The sequence below is a fragment of the Psychrobacter halodurans genome (assembly GCF_017498075.1).
GTDB classification, from domain to species: Bacteria; Pseudomonadota; Gammaproteobacteria; order Pseudomonadales; family Moraxellaceae; genus Psychrobacter; species Psychrobacter celer.
Genome location: NZ_JAGBKN010000001.1, coordinates 223,252 through 239,918, shown reverse-complemented (window position 1 = coordinate 239,918; position 16,667 = coordinate 223,252). Strand labels below are relative to the sequence as shown.

The 16,667-nt window shown below is 46.6% G+C and carries 14 protein-coding genes; 2 read left to right on the top strand and 12 right to left on the bottom strand.

All coding sequences use genetic code 11. From position 1 onward, the window contains the following. Positions 1-87: 87 nt before the first annotated feature. The 6 genes from hscB to J3491_RS00935 all read right to left on the bottom strand — a co-directional run bounded on the left by hscB (position 88) and on the right by J3491_RS00935 (position 5,074). Positions 88-681, bottom strand: coding sequence for a Fe-S protein assembly co-chaperone HscB (gene hscB, locus J3491_RS00960; RefSeq protein WP_207968897.1), 594 nt, complete (start codon positions 679-681; stop codon positions 88-90). A 211-nt stretch (positions 682-892) separates the two neighbouring features. Further along, the gene (gene iscA, locus J3491_RS00955; protein WP_075100713.1) at positions 893-1,213 is read right to left on the bottom strand and encodes an iron-sulfur cluster assembly protein IscA; all 321 of its coding nucleotides are present in this window, start codon (positions 1,211-1,213) and stop codon (positions 893-895) included. Positions 1,214-1,488: 275 nt separating this feature from the next. Continuing rightward, the gene (gene iscU / locus J3491_RS00950; RefSeq protein WP_075100714.1) at positions 1,489-1,890 is read right to left on the bottom strand and encodes a Fe-S cluster assembly scaffold IscU; all 402 of its coding nucleotides are present in this window, start codon (positions 1,888-1,890) and stop codon (positions 1,489-1,491) included. A 155-nt stretch (positions 1,891-2,045) separates the two neighbouring features. Then, positions 2,046-3,272, bottom strand: coding sequence for an IscS subfamily cysteine desulfurase (locus J3491_RS00945; RefSeq protein ID WP_207968896.1), 1,227 nt, complete (start codon positions 3,270-3,272; stop codon positions 2,046-2,048). After that, on the bottom strand, positions 3,269-3,778 hold the full coding sequence (locus tag J3491_RS00940) for an Rrf2 family transcriptional regulator (protein ID WP_207968895.1): 510 nt from the start codon (positions 3,776-3,778) through the stop codon (positions 3,269-3,271). The genes J3491_RS00945 and J3491_RS00940 overlap by 4 nt, the downstream gene beginning before the upstream one ends. Before the next feature lie 651 nt (positions 3,779-4,429). After that, on the bottom strand, positions 4,430-5,074 hold the full coding sequence (locus J3491_RS00935) for a hypothetical protein (protein WP_075100717.1): 645 nt from the start codon (positions 5,072-5,074) through the stop codon (positions 4,430-4,432). Positions 5,075-5,664: 590 nt separating this feature from the next. On the opposite strand from J3491_RS00935, the gene J3491_RS00930 reads away from it, so the two are divergent. Further along, positions 5,665-5,937, top strand: coding sequence for an HU family DNA-binding protein (locus tag J3491_RS00930; protein WP_075100718.1), 273 nt, complete (start codon positions 5,665-5,667; stop codon positions 5,935-5,937). A gap of 459 nt (positions 5,938-6,396) precedes the next feature. Beyond that, on the top strand, positions 6,397-8,271 hold the full coding sequence (locus tag J3491_RS00925; RefSeq protein WP_207968894.1) for a SurA N-terminal domain-containing protein: 1,875 nt from the start codon (positions 6,397-6,399) through the stop codon (positions 8,269-8,271). Between the two features lie 174 nt (positions 8,272-8,445). Here the strand turns inward: J3491_RS00925 and purH are convergent, their stop codons facing one another. From purH to mrcB, 6 genes are all read right to left on the bottom strand, one after another. Next, positions 8,446-10,026 (bottom strand): bifunctional phosphoribosylaminoimidazolecarboxamide formyltransferase/IMP cyclohydrolase, encoded by a 1,581-nt coding sequence (gene purH, locus J3491_RS00920; RefSeq protein ID WP_207968893.1) that lies wholly within the window; start codon positions 10,024-10,026, stop codon positions 8,446-8,448. A gap of 152 nt (positions 10,027-10,178) precedes the next feature. Next, entirely contained in the window at positions 10,179-10,496 is a 318-nt protein-coding gene (gene fis, locus J3491_RS00915) for a DNA-binding transcriptional regulator Fis (protein WP_105243801.1), read from the bottom strand. Positions 10,497-10,706: 210 nt separating this feature from the next. Continuing rightward, positions 10,707-11,855: a DUF3426 domain-containing protein gene (locus tag J3491_RS00910; RefSeq protein ID WP_207968892.1), complete on the bottom strand. Its 1,149-nt coding sequence runs from the start codon at positions 11,853-11,855 to the stop codon at positions 10,707-10,709. Between the two features lie 181 nt (positions 11,856-12,036). Further along, positions 12,037-12,963, bottom strand: a complete 927-nt coding sequence (gene prmA, locus J3491_RS00905) for a 50S ribosomal protein L11 methyltransferase (RefSeq protein ID WP_105243799.1) — start codon at positions 12,961-12,963, stop codon at positions 12,037-12,039. A 191-nt stretch (positions 12,964-13,154) separates the two neighbouring features. Continuing rightward, positions 13,155-13,997 (bottom strand): tetratricopeptide repeat protein, encoded by an 843-nt coding sequence (locus J3491_RS00900; protein ID WP_243456000.1) that lies wholly within the window; start codon positions 13,995-13,997, stop codon positions 13,155-13,157. Positions 13,998-14,026: 29 nt separating this feature from the next. Beyond that, a complete protein-coding gene (gene mrcB, locus J3491_RS00895) occupies positions 14,027-16,525 on the bottom strand; it encodes a penicillin-binding protein 1B (protein WP_207968891.1) in 2,499 nt (832 codons plus the stop codon). Positions 16,526-16,667: the final 142 nt, after the last annotated feature.

Genomic DNA, 16,667 nt, shown 5'->3' with positions numbered 1-16,667 from the left:
GGAAATGGCGCAATTATGATGACGGACGAATGATGATAAATATCAATCTTTAAATCTACATATTGAAGGTATGTTTATCTAGACACCCTAAACATATAAATCATCGTCATCAGAGTGCTCAGCACTGGCGACTTCATCGAGACCAGTCGTCACATCGGCATTGAGTTTTACCAAAAACTTAAGCTTTTGGGTGGCATCAATCGCGGTCTGCCAGTCTTGCTTTTGATAGGCACTGCTAAAGTGCTCAGATTGTTTGCTCAGACGAGTGGTAATCTGGGGTTGTAGCTGCGCAAGCGTTGTCCGATCCTTATCTTCGATCGCTTCATCTAGATCGATACGCATCTGCATGGCGTCTTCTAAAAAATCTAAATCGGCAATTGAGTGCTCAAGATTATGAGCCTGATTTGCCATCTCTAATAGGTAGCCGGCGCGGCTATCAGGAGCCTTTAAGGTTTGGTATGCTTGATTTATCAGCGCTGAAGCTTGCTCTGATTGCTGCTTGGCCTCCGTCACACTCCCCACGTCTTTTGTGCTATCTACCATCAGATTATCAGGATGATAGCGTTTTTGTAGTAGACGTAACTGCTGATCCAGACGGGTCTGATCAATCTCAAACTGAGCGGGCTGCTCAAATAGAGCAAAAAAGTTATCAAACTGTGCTTCTGCGGTGATGTCTGTCATATCATACGCCTTGCTTTTATTTATTATAAAGTGTCTGAGATACCAGTGCTTATCATATCCAGTGTGCTATCAAGCGCCAGATTGGGTGGTGTATAGCCTACCAACTGAATAATAGAAATGTTACAAATGATATTTTTTATCAAAATACAACATGCTTAAAGGCCAGTAGGCCTCAGTCATAACGATGGCCAATGGCTAAGGGTGGGCAACTTTAAACAGTAAACGACTCACCGCAACCACATTCGCCTTTTTGGTTGGGGTTGGTGAACTTAAAGCCTTCGTTCAAGCCTTCTTTTTCATAATCCATCAATAAGCCGTCTAAATAGACCAAGCTTTTCGGATCGATAAAGATGCTCACACCGCGGCTTTCGTAACGCGTGTCATTGTCATCAGGGGTATCTACAAACTCTAAGACATAGGCCAAGCCTGAACAGCCTGCGGTACGAATGCCCACACGGATACCTTCGCCTTTGCCGCGATTGTCCAAAAACTCTCGAACATGCTGAGCGGCGCGTTCTGTCATTTCAATCATGCCAACTCCCATTGACTATCAATAATAAAGATATCTTTCAATATGATGTCATCGACCATAAAATCAATGACGGTTATTCATAACAACTACTAATAGCAGCTATCAATAACGAATATGAGACTAGTAGCAAACCTACCAGACTTATGTGTTTGCGCCAGTTAGAAAATAAAAGGTGACAATTACAGTAGCGTTATTGTCACCTTTATGGCCTCAGTAGCGATCGATTAGAGCACTACTGACGCCTTGCTGATAAAACAGTGCATACGCCAGTAAGCTTAGCTGGTCGCTTCTTCAGCGGTACCATGCTTGCCTTTATAGTCGCTGATAGCCGCTTTGATGGCGTCTTCTGCGAGTACAGAGCAATGCACTTTTACAGGTGGCAAAGCCAACTCTTCAGCGATGTCCATATTTTTAATCTCGCCAGCTTGGTCCAAGCTTTTGCCTTTTAGCCACTCGGTGACAAGTGAGCTTGAGGCAATCGCTGAGCCGCAGCCATACGTTTTAAAACGTGCATCTTCGATGATGCCGGCGTCATCTACTTGGATCTGTAGGCGCATCACGTCGCCACACGCTGGGGCACCGACCATACCTGTACCAACGTTTTTGGCATTTTTGTCAAGATTGCCGACGTTGCGTGGGTTTTCGTAATGATCAATAACTTGGTCACTATAGGCCATGGGGTTTTCTCCTAGTTAGGGGATGAGCGATAGATTGTTTACTACGTATCAGTCGCTCATCGATAATTGGGGTCAAACGCTTACTGTAATTGTCTGATCAATCGTTTTATAAATATTTAAAACAAAGCGCATAAAGGCGATTTGTTTGGTAAATGTTAGTGCTCAGCCCATTCTACTGAATCTAAATCCACACCTTCTTGATACATATCCCAAAGTGGTGATAGGGCGCGCAGTTTCTCAACCGCTTCGTGCATTTGTTTGATGACACGGTCGATGTCTTCTTCGGTGGTATAACGGCCAAAGCTGAAGCGGATTGAGCTGTGAGCCAGCTCATCTGGACGACCAATAGCACGTAATACATATGATGGCTCAAGCGTCGCAGACGTACAGGCCGAGCCTGATGAAACAGCTAAGTCTTTTAGCGACATCATCAATGACTCGCCTTCTACAAAGTTAAAACTGATATTGACGATATTAGGCACGCTATTGTCTAAATCACCGTTTAGGTAGATCTCTTCGATATCTTGCAGGCCATCCCATAGTTTTTGGCGGAGTTTGGCAACGTGAGCATGATCTTCTTCAAAGCGCTCATTGGCTAGGGCAAATGCTGCTCCTAGACCTACGATTTGATGCGTCGGTAATGTACCTGAGCGCATACCACGCTCATGACCACCGCCATGCTGCTCAGCTTTTAGGCGAATGCGCGGCTTACGGCGGACAAACAATGCGCCGATACCTTTAGGGCCATAGGCTTTGTGTCCTGAGAAACTCATCAAATCGATTTTCATTTCTTCAAGATTGATTTTTACTTTACCGACAGACTGCGCGCCATCGACGTGGAAAATCACGCCAGCGTCACGAGTGATTTCACCAATCGCTGCGACATCGGTGATGGTACCAAGCTCATTGTTTACCATCATCAGTGATACCAAAATCGTATCGTCACGTAATGCATCTTTTACTTGCTCTGGCAAAATAAGACCCGTACCGGCTTGTGGCTCTAAGTAAGTAATCTCAAAACCTTCTTGCTCAAGCTCACGGCAGGTATCTAAAACCGCTTTGTGCTCAATTTTACTGGTAATGATGTGCTTGCCGCGCGATTGATAAAAGTGCGCCGCGCCTTTGATGGCAAGGTTGTCAGATTCAGTCGCACCAGAGGTAAAGACGATTTCACGCGGATCAGCGTTGATGACTTCAGCCACTTGCTGACGCGCGGTTTCTACGGCTTCTTCTGCTTGCCAGCCGTAGCCGTGCGAGCGCGAGGCTGGGTTACCAAAGATGCCATCTACAGTCAGATACTCGCTCATCTTAGCAGCTACTGACTTAGCAACTGGCGTGGTGGCGGCATAATCTAAATATATAAGGTTGTTATGTTGGCTCATGCTGGGTTTGCCTCGCTGTTCGATAGGGTAATGGTATTAATGTCTTTTATAGAAACTTCTTTGGTGGAGGTGTGCTGTCGCTCTGAGACGGACTGCACATTTTCCATATCTAATAATTGCGCTAATGTTATGTTTTTCAAGTACTGCTCGATATGATTGGACAATGCACACCATAGATCATGGGTTAAGCACATTGTACCACCTTGGCAGTCGCCGCGTCCTTCACACTGCATCGCATTAACCGACTCATCGACCGCAGATATGATGCTCATCACATCTATCTCGTTTAGCGGTTTGGCTAAGTAATAACCACCCGCGGCACCGCGTATACTGGTGACAAGCCCACGTTTGCGTAGTTTGGAAAATAACTGTTCGAGATAAGAGATAGATATTGATTGCCGTTTAGCGATATCAGATAAGGATACCGCACTGTCTTGTTGGCTGGTTTGTAGCGCCAAATCTAGCAACGCGGTCACGGCGTATCTGCCTCGAGTAGTCAAACGCATGTGTTATCTCCAAACTTATATATCATTTTTATTTAACAACGATCTTAGTAAGAAACTCTCTACCAAAGCGAAAGATAAAAAAGGCAAAACCTCTGCCATGCTCAAATAAAAGTCATCTGCTAAGTGGTGTCTTATCGTCGTTAAACAACAGATGGTCAACCCGATGTGTGCAACGATTAAGCCAATTATACTTAATCCTGAGTAATTTAGTCAAGATTAAAGTGTGGTTGAATGGTTAATCAAGCTGATGGCTATGATTGATAAAAACAATGATGCATAAAAGCAATGATGAATAAACATCGAGAGTAAAAACAAATGAGCAGTAAAGATATAGTCGATGCACTATAAAACAAACCCAGTGTTACAGGTATAAATGCCGTAAAGTCTCAAAAGTAAGCAGCACGTCAGATAAGTTGATAGCAATCGCATGCGGACATTGCTGCATTTTTTTGGTTTAGGATTAACGATACTTGATAAAAGGCAAGGTAGGAGAAGGTAGGGTGACAGCAATAGATATCTAGGCTGTGCTTTTGATATCGCACCCTACTGTTTGATGACTGGTCAGTAGCCTGTTAAAGACGCCACCATAAAGCGACTAATAGACTTCTCAATGATACCTGTCGATTTTATTGCTTCGTTTAGTGGACTCGTTTAATTTATTAATAATGCGATAATCGCGCCAATCATGACAAGCAGGGCGACGACAGTCACAATTGTCAGTGTTTTTTGTTTGCTTTGTAGCTCTTTGACCGTGGTTTCAAGCTCGCGGTTTTTGATGGTTAAGGTGTTGATTTGCGTTTGCTGCTCTTTGATACGCAGTTTGTAGTTTTCTTTTTTTTCTGCCATCTCCGCTTCAGTGGGCTTAGATTTGCCTTTACCACCTTTGAACTTTTTCACCAGTCCTTGGATGAGGCTGCCTAGACCCAATTGCATGATAAATTGCTTGACCAACTGTACTTGCACTGACTCCCCGCGCATTTGTAGCTTTTCAGTGCTTTCGCTGTCGTGAGTGGTGATGGCGTTGATGACTTGGATACTATAGGCATTGATGACGACATCAGGCTCGCTACGGCCTATCGGCAATTGCGCGTCTAATAACACGCCTTTGGTACTAAAGGTGGCAAAAACTTCTACATGGGGAAGGTACAAGCGCAGCGCGACGACAGTACCTTGCTTGGCTAAAGGATAAGCTGCTTTACGTAATTCAGGATCTAGGCGTAACAGTAAGGTCAATGCTGACTCGATGAACACCAAAAAGATATTGAGAAAAGAGTGAGATAACGTAGAACGCTTCATGTAGATAATCCGTGGTTATTTTAGTAACGTGTCGTAAAATGAGGATTTGATCAATAAAAAACAACTTAAAAATCAAGATACAGCCAAAATATGCGATTATATTTTGCTTATAGTAACGTCTTTATAGTAAAAAGTAACGCAAGTTTCTGACTCCTGGTACCCTTTATGTCAAGTGTATTGATAAGTCGATATTTTTTGTGCTATTTTCGGCTTTGGCTGCCTGTTGTCTTAGAGCCAGTAGTGGCTTGTTGATGACTCATTAGTATTTTTAAGCTAAGGATAGGTTCAAATACTATAATGAGAGCAATTTACTGGACAAAACACTGGGTAGTCAAGCTGCCTAAGGTAAAGTAGTGAGTTGATAAAAAATTGCAGGGGTTTTGCGTAACATTGAGTGTCAAATACGTAGTAAGCGGCACAAAAATATGTAAAATCGCTTGCGCTCCTTATGCGGCCTTGATATAAAGACGATAACAAAGCGAAACCTGTTAATACGCAAGTCAGGTAGTTTTTATTGCTTAAGTGCTATGAGAGCGTTACAATACCTGGCGTGAGCGTGTATTATCCCCCTTAAACTTGAAGGAAATTTTATGAATAAGTCAGAATTGATTGATAGCATCGCAGAAAAAAGTGGTCTGAACAAAACCCAAGCTGGCGATGCACTAAACGCTGTTATGGAAAGTGTTGGTGAAGCTTTAGAAGCTGGCGACAGCATCTCTTTGGTTGGTTTTGGTACTTTTAGCGTAAAAGACCGCAAAGCACGTACTGGCCGTAACCCTAAAACTGGTGAAGAGCTAAACATCCCAGCAAGCAAAGTACCAAGCTTTAAAGCTGGTAAAAACTTAAAAGAGCGCTTAAACTAAGCCTTTATTAAGATAGTATTTTTTAAGACTATATAAGGTATAGACCACTATAAAACCACGGCTACCTATTAGGCAGAGACTAAAATTGGATACAAGATACGTATAAATGCAGTGTCTGTAGGCCGTAAAAAGATAGAAGGTCGCTCATGGATTTGCTTATTATTTAAGTCATGAGCCAAATAGCAAAAAGCACCTAATATTTAGGTGCTTTTTTTATTGCGATAGTTTGTATCAGACATCATGAATATTTTGAGTCTGTCTTAAAAATCACGTATCATAGGGCGCGCTGTAGATGCATTGTCTAAATCAAGATTGATTGATATCTCTTGGTTTTGCACCAAAACGCACACGCCCTTACTCATACCATTGCCGGCTTAGATAGCATCGTTACCACAGCGTCGATAGGCATCATATTACAATGGTTTTTCATCAACATAGGTTAATAAAGCAGAGATAACTATGGATAAATTGCGCGATTTTTTAAAAAGCTGGCCAGGTCGCATTTTATTGATTTTATGCCTGTCACCGCTTGCGCTATTGGGTGTCGAAAGCTACTTTGGCGGTAGTGTCGACCCAAACCAAGTCGCTCAGGTAGGTGAGGCAAGCGTGGGGCTGTCTGAGTATCAAGCTGCGGTAAATAACCGTCGTACCGAAATTTTAGAGCAAGTTGATGATGCCAGCCTATTAAATGAGGATGTGCTACACGAGCAGGTGCTAAAAGGCCTTATAGATCGCACATTGTTAGAGCAGCAGGCAGGCAAGCTTGGAATGACGGTCTCTGATGACACCATCAACCGTTTACTGCGTCAAGAAGAAGTATTTAAGGATGCGGACGGCAATTTTTCTAATGAGCAGTTTGCAAACTTTTTGCGCAATCGCGGTATGACAAAAAACCAACTGTTTGCTGAGTTTCGCAATCAGTTAAGCCTCGATCAGCTCAATGCCAGTATCGTCGGGACTGCGACTTATCCGATGCAAGCGGTTAGTCAATTGATTGATTTGCAAATGGAGTCGCGCAACATCTGGCTCCATCGGTTTAATTGGCAAGACTATGCCGATCAAGTCGAGGTCAGCAAAAGCGACATCCAAGCTTATTATGATGCCAATAAAGACACACTAAAAAGTGCCGCGATGGTGGATTTGGCTTATATTCAACTAGACCCGCAAGCCATTCAGGTTGATGAGGTCACTAAAGCGGATCTCCAGCAGCAGTATGAAGCGTATAAGCAAAGCCAAGCGGTGGTAGACGAGCGTAGAATCAGCCAAATACTCCTCACAGGTGACAACGCCAAGGCGCGTGCTGAAAAAATTCAGGCACGTTTAGACAAAGGTGAGTCGTTTGCCGCGCTTGCCAAAGCCGAGTCCGATGATCCGTCAGGAGAGAACGGCGGCGATATCGGTCGTCTGAATACCTCGGTGTTTGGTAGCGATGCTGCTGCGGTCGAAAAAGCGCTTGAGGGCCTAAGTGTTGGGGATGTCACCGCACCCATCAAAACCAGCTTTGGCTATCAGATATTTACAGTGACCGAAGATAATGGTAGCAAGGTGCCAAGTCTGGAGAGCATGCGCGATGAGCTAACGGCGAAAGCAAAAGAGTACAAGCGTCAAGAGATTTATGCCGATAAAGTCACGGCCATTAATGATTTGGCGGCTGATGGTTTTAGTATCGAAGATATTGCTCAGCAAGAAAACGTCCCACTAAAACGCATCAAAGACTACCGTAAAGAAAATAACCAATCGGTCCTGTCACAGCCAGCTGTGCTAAAACAAGCCTTTGATGAATTTACCATTCAAGATCAGGCAGTAACCGCAGGTATCGAAGTAGGTAACAGCAAGGTGTGGGTACAACCGAGCAATTATCGTCCTACTAAAACCTTGTCTTTGTCAGCGGCGACGCCAAAAATTACGCAGATACTACGTCGCCAAAAAGCCACAGCATTGGCCCTAAAAGAAGCCAAAGCCATCGCTGCTGGTATCAAAGCGCCAGCAGATATCAGCAAGCAGCCTGTAACACTGCAAGCGCTCGGTCAGATCAATCGTCAAACGACACAATTGACCGAAAAAGAGCGTGGTATGGCCTTTAGCCAGCAAGCTGATGATAACGCTGTGGTAGCCATCGCAGGCGAGACGGAAGTGGGTGCCAGCTTGTTGGTCGGTGACCGCATCAAAACGGAGCAGCAATCACCATTATCTGATGTGCAAAGAGCACAAACGGCGGCTATTATTCGTGATAATTTAGGCCAAGATCAACTGCAAGATTACTTAGAGTATCTGCGGATGGTGTATCAGGTTGAGATTAACGACACCAACATGGCCAACGCGCAGGGTCGTTAAATAAAAATCGTTAAATATCGATAATTGAGTCATCTTAAATGGCTTAAATGACGATAATCGCTCGCACATAAAGACGTAAAAAAGCCACTGTATCAAAGACAGTGGCTTTTTTTAATCTGTAATTTAGCAATCAAAACCGACCCGCCTCATGCGCGCCGGCTCAGTTACAAAAGACTAGTGGCGGAAATGACGCATACCTGTGAACACCATGGCGATACCATGCTCATTGGCCGCTGCGATGGTTTCGTCATCGCGCATCGAGCCACCCGGCTGAATGATAGCAGAGATGCCGACATCCGCTGCATTATCGATGCCATCACGGAATGGGAAGAAGGCATCTGAGGCCATAACGGCGCCTTCGGTGGCAAGTCCTGCGTGTTCAGCTTTGATGGCGGCGATACGGGCTGAGTTGACACGGCTCATTTGACCGGCACCAACACCGATGGTGCGCTGAGCTTTGGCATAGACGATGGCGTTTGATTTGACATATTTTGCGACGTTCCAGCTAAATAGCAAGTCTGCAATCTGCGCCTCTGTTGGCTGTACGTCGGTGACAATTTTTAGATCATTGGCAGTGATTAAGCCAAGGTCTTGTTCTTGTACGAGTAGGCCACCATTGACGCGCTTATAATCAAGCTGAGCGTCGCGTTGGTCTGGTGCTGGCAGCTCGCCGCATACCAAGACGCGGACGTTTTTCTTGCTGGCGGTGATATCGAGGACGCCTTCTTCGATACTTGGTGCGATGATGACTTCGACGAACTGATTATCAATGATGGCTTTAGCCGCGGCTAGCGTCAAGGGACGGTTAAAGGCAATGATGCCACCAAAAGAAGACTCAGGGTCGGTACTAAAGGCCGTTTGGTATGCAGCAACTTGGTCTTGATCCACAGCCACGCCGCAAGGGTTGGCGTGTTTGACGATCACACAAGCAGGCGCGCTAAAGGCTTTGACACACTCCAGTGCGGCATCTGTATCGGCGATATTATTATACGACAGCGCTTTGCCTTGCAACTGTGTGGCGGTCGCGATAGAGGCTTGCTGGCTCTTTAATGGGTGGTTTTCGACATAAAAAGCGGCGTTTTGATGCGGGTTTTCACCATAACGTAAGTCTTGTGCTTTTTCGAGCTGCACGTTAAAGGTGCGTGGGAAGTTTTCTGGCTCCTGCGTGGGGCTGAGGCGGCTGCCCAAGAAGTTGGCAATCATACCGTCATACTGTGCGGTATGCTCAAAAGCTTTGACCGCTAAGTCATAACGCAGCGCCGAAGTCAGCTCAGTGCTGTCACCGAGAGCGGTAAGGACGCGCTCATAGTCAGCAGGGTCCGTGACGATACCGACATGGACATGGTTTTTTGCTGCTGCCCGTACCATAGTAGGGCCGCCGATATCGATGTTTTCGATAGCATCAGCCATGGTCACATCGGCGCGCGCGATGGTTTGCGCAAATGGATATAAATTTACCACCACCAGATCAATACGCTCGATTTGATGGTCACTCATGACGCCATCATCAGTCCCGCGGCGACCTAAGATACCGCCATGGATTTTAGGATGTAGTGTCTTGACGCGGCCGTCCATCATCTCAGGAAAGCCAGTATAGTCTGATACCTCGGTCACAGCGACGCCATTTTCGGTGAGTAGCCGATACGTACCGCCAGTAGATAACAAACTAAAGCCTGCCTTGATGAGACCTTGAGCAAATTCAACGATATTGGATTTATCAGAGACTGATAATAAGGCGAGTGGGGTTGTACTCATAAAAAAACTTCCATAAAAAAGCCCGACATCAACGTCTGGCAAGATGATAACGACAATGGTGGCAGATAACCTCAAAAAAACTGAGATCATCACCGCTCAATTGCCCTGCATAATGATTGTCAATCAAAATAGATAGGCGCATATAGCTGATGCTACATTAAGTCATAAGTTTTGAGTTTTTTGCGTAGTGTACCGCGATTTAGCCCGAGGATTTGGGCGCATCTGGTTTGATTGCCGCGCGTTTGTTCGAGGACGACCGACAGTAGCGGTTCTTCAACTTGTCTTAAAATCAGCTCGTATAAGTCGGTTGGCACCTCATCACCTAACAAGGCAAAGTACTGGCGCACCACACGCTCAACATGTACACGCAGTGGCTCATGAGCAGTGTCGGTATGGGGTTTGGAGTAGTCGGCAGGATGCTCAGAGCTGGTAGCAAAATGGTGGGCATTATGCTGTGCATGAGGTGCCATAAGATAAAGTCCTTGGGTTAGAGAAAATCAAACCATCAGATATCAGGGTATTATATCAAATTAATGGCCTTTGGCGCTGATAGATTCGAGGTTATATCCGATACCCAGTTATCAAATACATGACCATCAAGTCGCTCAATGAAGCGTTATTTTTCGTAGTATCTGTCAGCGTAGCTAAAACATACCTTAACCATTTGATAAACACAGGTCTTAATACAAAGGCGTTATCTGAACGTCGCGAATCTGAGTATTGGCCACAGGGATGGTAAACAATAACTGCTGCTGACTATTGGCGGCGAGTTGTTTTTGCTTGCTTAATAAGTAATCTGCTGGCGCTGCGATAAACTCACCAATTATAGTATCTTTGCCGTACACACTGACCTTTACGCTCGGATAGAGCTGCGCTTTGGTGCTTTGATTATAAAGGGCGGCACTGACATCGCTAAACGCGCCTGTGGTATTGATACGGCTTTTTTGGTGAGTAATGTGACTAATGCTCAATGCTGTTAGGTCCGCACTAGGCAAGCTACAAACGGCAACGGAGCAGATGCGGTGTAGGCGCTCGGCGTGGGCAGGGTCTTTGACCAAGGTGTCTATATTAAAGATGACATATTGCGCCAATAAGAGCAGCGCCAATACCAAGCAACCAAGGGTCCATAGTAATGATGCCACTGAGCGCCGCGCAGGCGTTGGTGAAAACCTTGCTTGCGCCTCTTTTACACGAGCGTTTTGGCTTTTTTCTTCGTCACTAAACGGCACGCCCATTTTTTGTAAGATTTGTGATAGGTCGGTGTTGTCTGGTGTTTTGTGTGTGTTTTGGCTTTCTTCTTTCAACAACGCCTCAAGCCAAGCATTGTCCGCATTGTCATCGACATTGGCATGAATATCATTGGCGGCGGCAGAGCTTAGCGCTGCTTGTGCCGATGAGTCCGGGCTTGTCTGCGCTGCAGATGGCTGCTGGTTGGAGGTATGGTTGCGATGACTCGCCTGTGTCAGCCATGCATCCATACTGTCGAGCGAATCGTACTCTAATAAGTCGGTTTCTGACTCCCCTATATCCATGTCATCATGAATCAGCTCATCGTGGATGAGGTCGTCATCAATCAGGTCATCATGAATCAAATCGTCGTGAATAAGCTCATTGTGAGCCGCGGCTTTGTTTGCTGTAGAAGTGGCAGTATCGGTCGCAGCGTGAGGGCTGGGGGCAGTGTCGGCGGTGACGATGAGGTGCTGGTTGACTAAGAAGCTCTGATGACACTGCTCGCAGTTGACAGTGGCGTTTACTTTGTTCAATTGGGTTTGTTGTACTTTAGAGCAAGCGTGACAATGGGGGCACTGAGTTTTTATGGGCGTGGTCATAGGGTCGAGTCCAAAAAAGTATGGTGATCAATACCGCTTTTCCACTCACCAACAGCTGCCTATGGGGTATATACTGCGCATTAACAAAATATCTCATGTATGAATCATGGGCAAGGACAGAGTGGCGTCAAACACATAACATTTGACTGCCCTCTATCGTAACAGATGTAATTAAATGTTGCTAGCCTGTAAATGTACCAGATAATCGTTGCCAGTGCTGGTCTTCTTGGTCAGTAAAAGCATGCTTAGGATCCATAGCAAAGTAAGGCTGATAGGCGGCGACGACATCGTCGGTTTGCGATTCAATCAAGCCTGCCAGTACGATACGGCTGCTGGGTTTGACCAATGTAGCAAAGTACGGGGCTAAGCCGATCAGGGGTTTTGCCAAAATATTGGCGACCAGTACTTCGACTGGCACAACCTCATGCTCAGCACAGTATTCATTAAATGCTTCTGGCAAAAATGCTTGCAGACGATCACCAACTTGGTTGCGCTCTGCATTTTGATTGGTGGCCAGCACTGCTTGTGGATCGATATCGACAGCGTAGACTTTTCGTGCGCCTAGCAGCAAGGCGGCGATGCCCAAAATACCTGAGCCGCAGCCATAATCAATCACTACCTTGTCTGTTAGGTCTTGCTCTGTGAGCCAGTCGAGGCATAAACGCGTGGTGGCATGATAGCCAGTACCAAACGCCAAACCTGGGTCCATAATGATGTTGGTCGCTTCAGGGCTCGGCGGCGTAAGCCAGTTGGGCACAATCCAAAGATCGTTAGCGCATTCTATCGGCTGGTAGTTGCTCATCCATTCGCGTTCCCAGTCTTTATCGTCGACAGCGGTCAGCCAAATGCGGCTGGCTTGTACTTGTGCGGCGATTTCGTGGCTTAGCTGCTCGACGGCCTGCCGACTGCCGTCATCAGTGCTCGCATCAAAGAGCCCAGTCAAAATAACCTCGTCCCAAAGCGGCGACTCACCAGGCAGAGGCTCAAATAAAGGTTGATCGCCTGCGTCATCGAGCGCGATTGAGAGCGCGCCTGCTTCTAATAGCAGCGCTTCGGCCAAATCAACGTTTGCCTTTTCGCATTGTAAATGTAGTTGTTGCCATGCCATAACGATACCCTTAAATAAAAGAAAAAAGTGAGAAAAATAAATACGTATTTTAACAAGAAACAGTAGTGAAAAAGCAGCTCATGTATTGCTACGATGGCTACTTGATATCCATTGAGATAGGTGGGCTTTACCTCATTCGCGATATTTTACGCGTGTGCTTTTAGCTGCTGAGGTCATACGTTGACGCCGGATTAACGCAGTGCTCGTTTTGCTTCGTTAATCACTCGGCCATTGCCCTGAGCTTGCCCTGATTGCAGGATGACTTGCCATAGCGCACGTCTACGACTGGCGTCTTGCGACACGCTAAGGCCGCGGCGTGCCATGGCTTCTGCTTTACGTGGTTGGTTCTTTTTTAGCGCAACTTGTGCCAAATAAAAATAGACGGCAGAGGATCTGGGTGCCAAGCGCTGGGCGCGGGTAAAACTGTTTTCGGCATTGGTCAGGCTGCCAGCTTTGAGCTGACTGATACCCGCTTGCATCAGATTGCGAAATGCAGGCAGGTCGCTGTTATTGCTGGTGGTACTCTGGCCGCGTTGTTGTGAGTTTTTTCTAGCGCGCTCTAGCAGCTCATTGTGTGAGGGTGCTGCAGGCTCAGAGATCATATAGTCTTCACGAGAAGGCGTAAGAATGACCACATCTGGCTGACTGACGATGGGATCTTGACTGGGTAGGTGGGTCTGCGGCGTATCTTTTGTCAGTGGGTTTGCTGACTCAGAAGTGCCGTCATTTGGGTAAGCACCAGCGCTGCCTGTGCTGTCTTGTTTGACAATGGGGGCTTGTGTCACCGGATAGGTCGTGTCATGTCGCGCGGGGCTGGCGGTGCCTGATGCTCCTGATGGCGTCTGTTTAGCTGAAGTAGGCGCATCAGCAGGCGTGCTGGGTACCGTTTGACAAGCGCTCAAACTCAGCATACCTATCACAGCGCCAGAAAAAACCAAACGGCGTGTGGACTTAACGGTACTCAATGTGGTTTTTACAGAGGTTGGCATCAGGCGATGGTTACCTAAGACAGTGTGTTTGATCAATGACAGCATAGAGAGCCTCTTTATAAATTACCAAAATGTTAAAACCATTCAACAGCGCGGTCATACCATGTATCTGCACGACTTTGTGCATCATTGCTGTCAGCTTGATCCTCATCATTATCAGAATCGACCGCTTCGCCATTTGGAATCTCCAAGCCTTCGCGGCGACGTTGTTGATTGATGACGCCTTGCTGGCTTTGCCATTGTAGCTGCTCACGCGCTCGCTCTTGCTGGTATAATCCAAGGGCGCAGGCACTGGCTTCTTTTGGTAGGTGCGCGGATAAGACAGGCAAATAGCGTGCATCGGCACAGCGCTCATTAGAGAGTTTGCCTGAGTTGTTTTCTAGCCAGAGCCACTCGATGCCTTCAGGCTCCGGTAGCGCCACGGGCGTCAGCTTCAGGCGTTTCATGTAGTCAATCCAAACGGGTAGTGCGCCAGTACCACCGCTTAAGCCGATAGGTTTGTTGTCATCACGGCCAACCCATACCACGCTGACGTAGTTGCCACTATAGCCGGCAAACCAGGCGTCGCGATAGTTATTGGTCGTACCCGTCTTGCCCGCCAGATTTAAATGACTACCCAGCGACTGGGCGCGTCTGGCCGTACCGTTTGACACCACTTGTTGTAGGGCATAATTGGTCAAAAAGTTGGTCTCAGGCGGGATGCTGCGCTGCGTGTTTAGCCCCGTACGCTGCAAAATCCGGCCACGATTGTCGATCACCGTACGAATACTATGAATGGGCGTACGAAAGCCGCCGGTGGCAAAGACTTGATAAACACCGAGCATATCCATGGGGCTTAGATTGACAGAACCCAATAATGCTGAAGGGTAAGGCGGGATTTTTTCTTGTACACCCAGACGACGCAACTGTCTGGCAAAGGTGTCGACACCAAACTCCATGCCCAAACGTACCGTGCTTTGGTTATAAGACTTGGCGAGAGCGGTGGTCAAGGGGACATAGCCATGATCACGGTTTGAGTAGTTTTTGGGGTTCCACTTGGTGCCATCGCCTAGGGTGACGGTAATCGGCGAATCATCTACTGGACTTGCCAAGTTATAGCGGCCACTTTCGAGCGCGGTCATATAAATGACTGGTTTTAATAAAGAGCCGACCTGACGTTTGGCATCGACAGCACGGTTAAAGCCTGTAAACTCACTGCCACTGCCCACCACAGAGACCAGCTCACCTGTTTCAGGGTTGGCACTGACCAGCGCACCTTGCAGATCTTTGGTTTTGCTACTATTACGGCGCAGCTCGCTCAGTTTTTTATCGACCGCTTTGTCAGCGGCCAACTGAGCAATAGGGTCTAAGGTACTGATGATGATCAGACCTTCGTTTTTGAGATCGTCAGAATAATAAACAGTATTTAGCTCACGCTTGACGATATCTAAAAAGTCGGGGAATTGGCTTTTGCCTTCAACTGGCTTATCCACCACGCCCAGCGGCTGTTCCAAAGCTTTTTCGTAGTCTTCTTGGCTCAAAGTACCCATCGCCAGCATGTTGTTTAGCACGACGTCACGGCGCGCTTTTGAGTCGTTTGGATGACGGCGCGGATTATAGATACTAGGGCCTTTTGCCATACCGACCAGCATGGCTTGCTGATCTATACGCAGCTCTTTTAGGGGTTTGTCAAAATAAAACTGTGATGCCAACCCAAAACCGTTAATAGAACGGTTGCCGTTTTGACCCAAATAAATCTCATTAAGATACGTCTGCAAAATCTCATCTTTGCTGTAGTGCAGCTCCAATAAAACCGCCATCAATGCTTCGTTGGCCTTACGTTTAAGCGTGCGATCTGAGTTGAGATAAAAGTTTTTGATAAGCTGCTGGGTGATGGTCGAGCCGCCTTGCATTGAGCCGCCAGAGAAGTTATTGAGCACGGCGCGCGCGATACCGCGTATCGAGACCCCTTTATGCTCATAAAACGCCCGATCTTCGGTGGCAATCAGCGCATCAATCAATGGCTGCGGCACCTCATCTAACGACACCACCAAGCGATCTTCGTTGCTGTCTGGATAGATACCGCCGATATTTACTGGCTCCAAACGAATGATGCCACTTTTGGCCGGCAGTGTGCTTTGAATAGACGCAATCTTATTGCCTGAGATGGTCATTTTAATGACTTGCTCGGCGTCTTTGTCATTGGCACTGTAGGTAAAGCCGCGCGTGTGAATAAAATAAGTATTGCCCGAGCGGTGATAAGTCCCTGTGCGATCATAGGATTTGTTGCTTTGATAATTGAGCAGCTCAAGCCAAGTCTTCATCGTTTCGCGATCGACATTTGCCCCTTGATATAGCTCAAGCGGCTGCGAGTAGACTTTGGCTGGAATGTCCCAGCGCTTACCCTCAAACTTATGAGTAATAGTGCGATCAAGTTTGATCAAATAGAGCGCCAACAACACCATGCCTGCGATGATAACAAGTAAAATCAGACTACTAAAGACGATACCACGCTGCTGTGAAGGCAGCGTGCCGATAGCAGGTCTAGAAGACTGAGGCAAAGTAGTAGAACGCTTAAAATTGGATTTTTGCACTGATGTCGCACCGTTTTGGGATAAAAAAACTGCCTCATAATGACGCAAATTGACAACTTTTTCAATCTATCATCGTCAACGACAGTATTCATGGGTATTTAGCGGTCAGTAGTTACCGCTGCTTGAGGGAGCTGCTTATAGT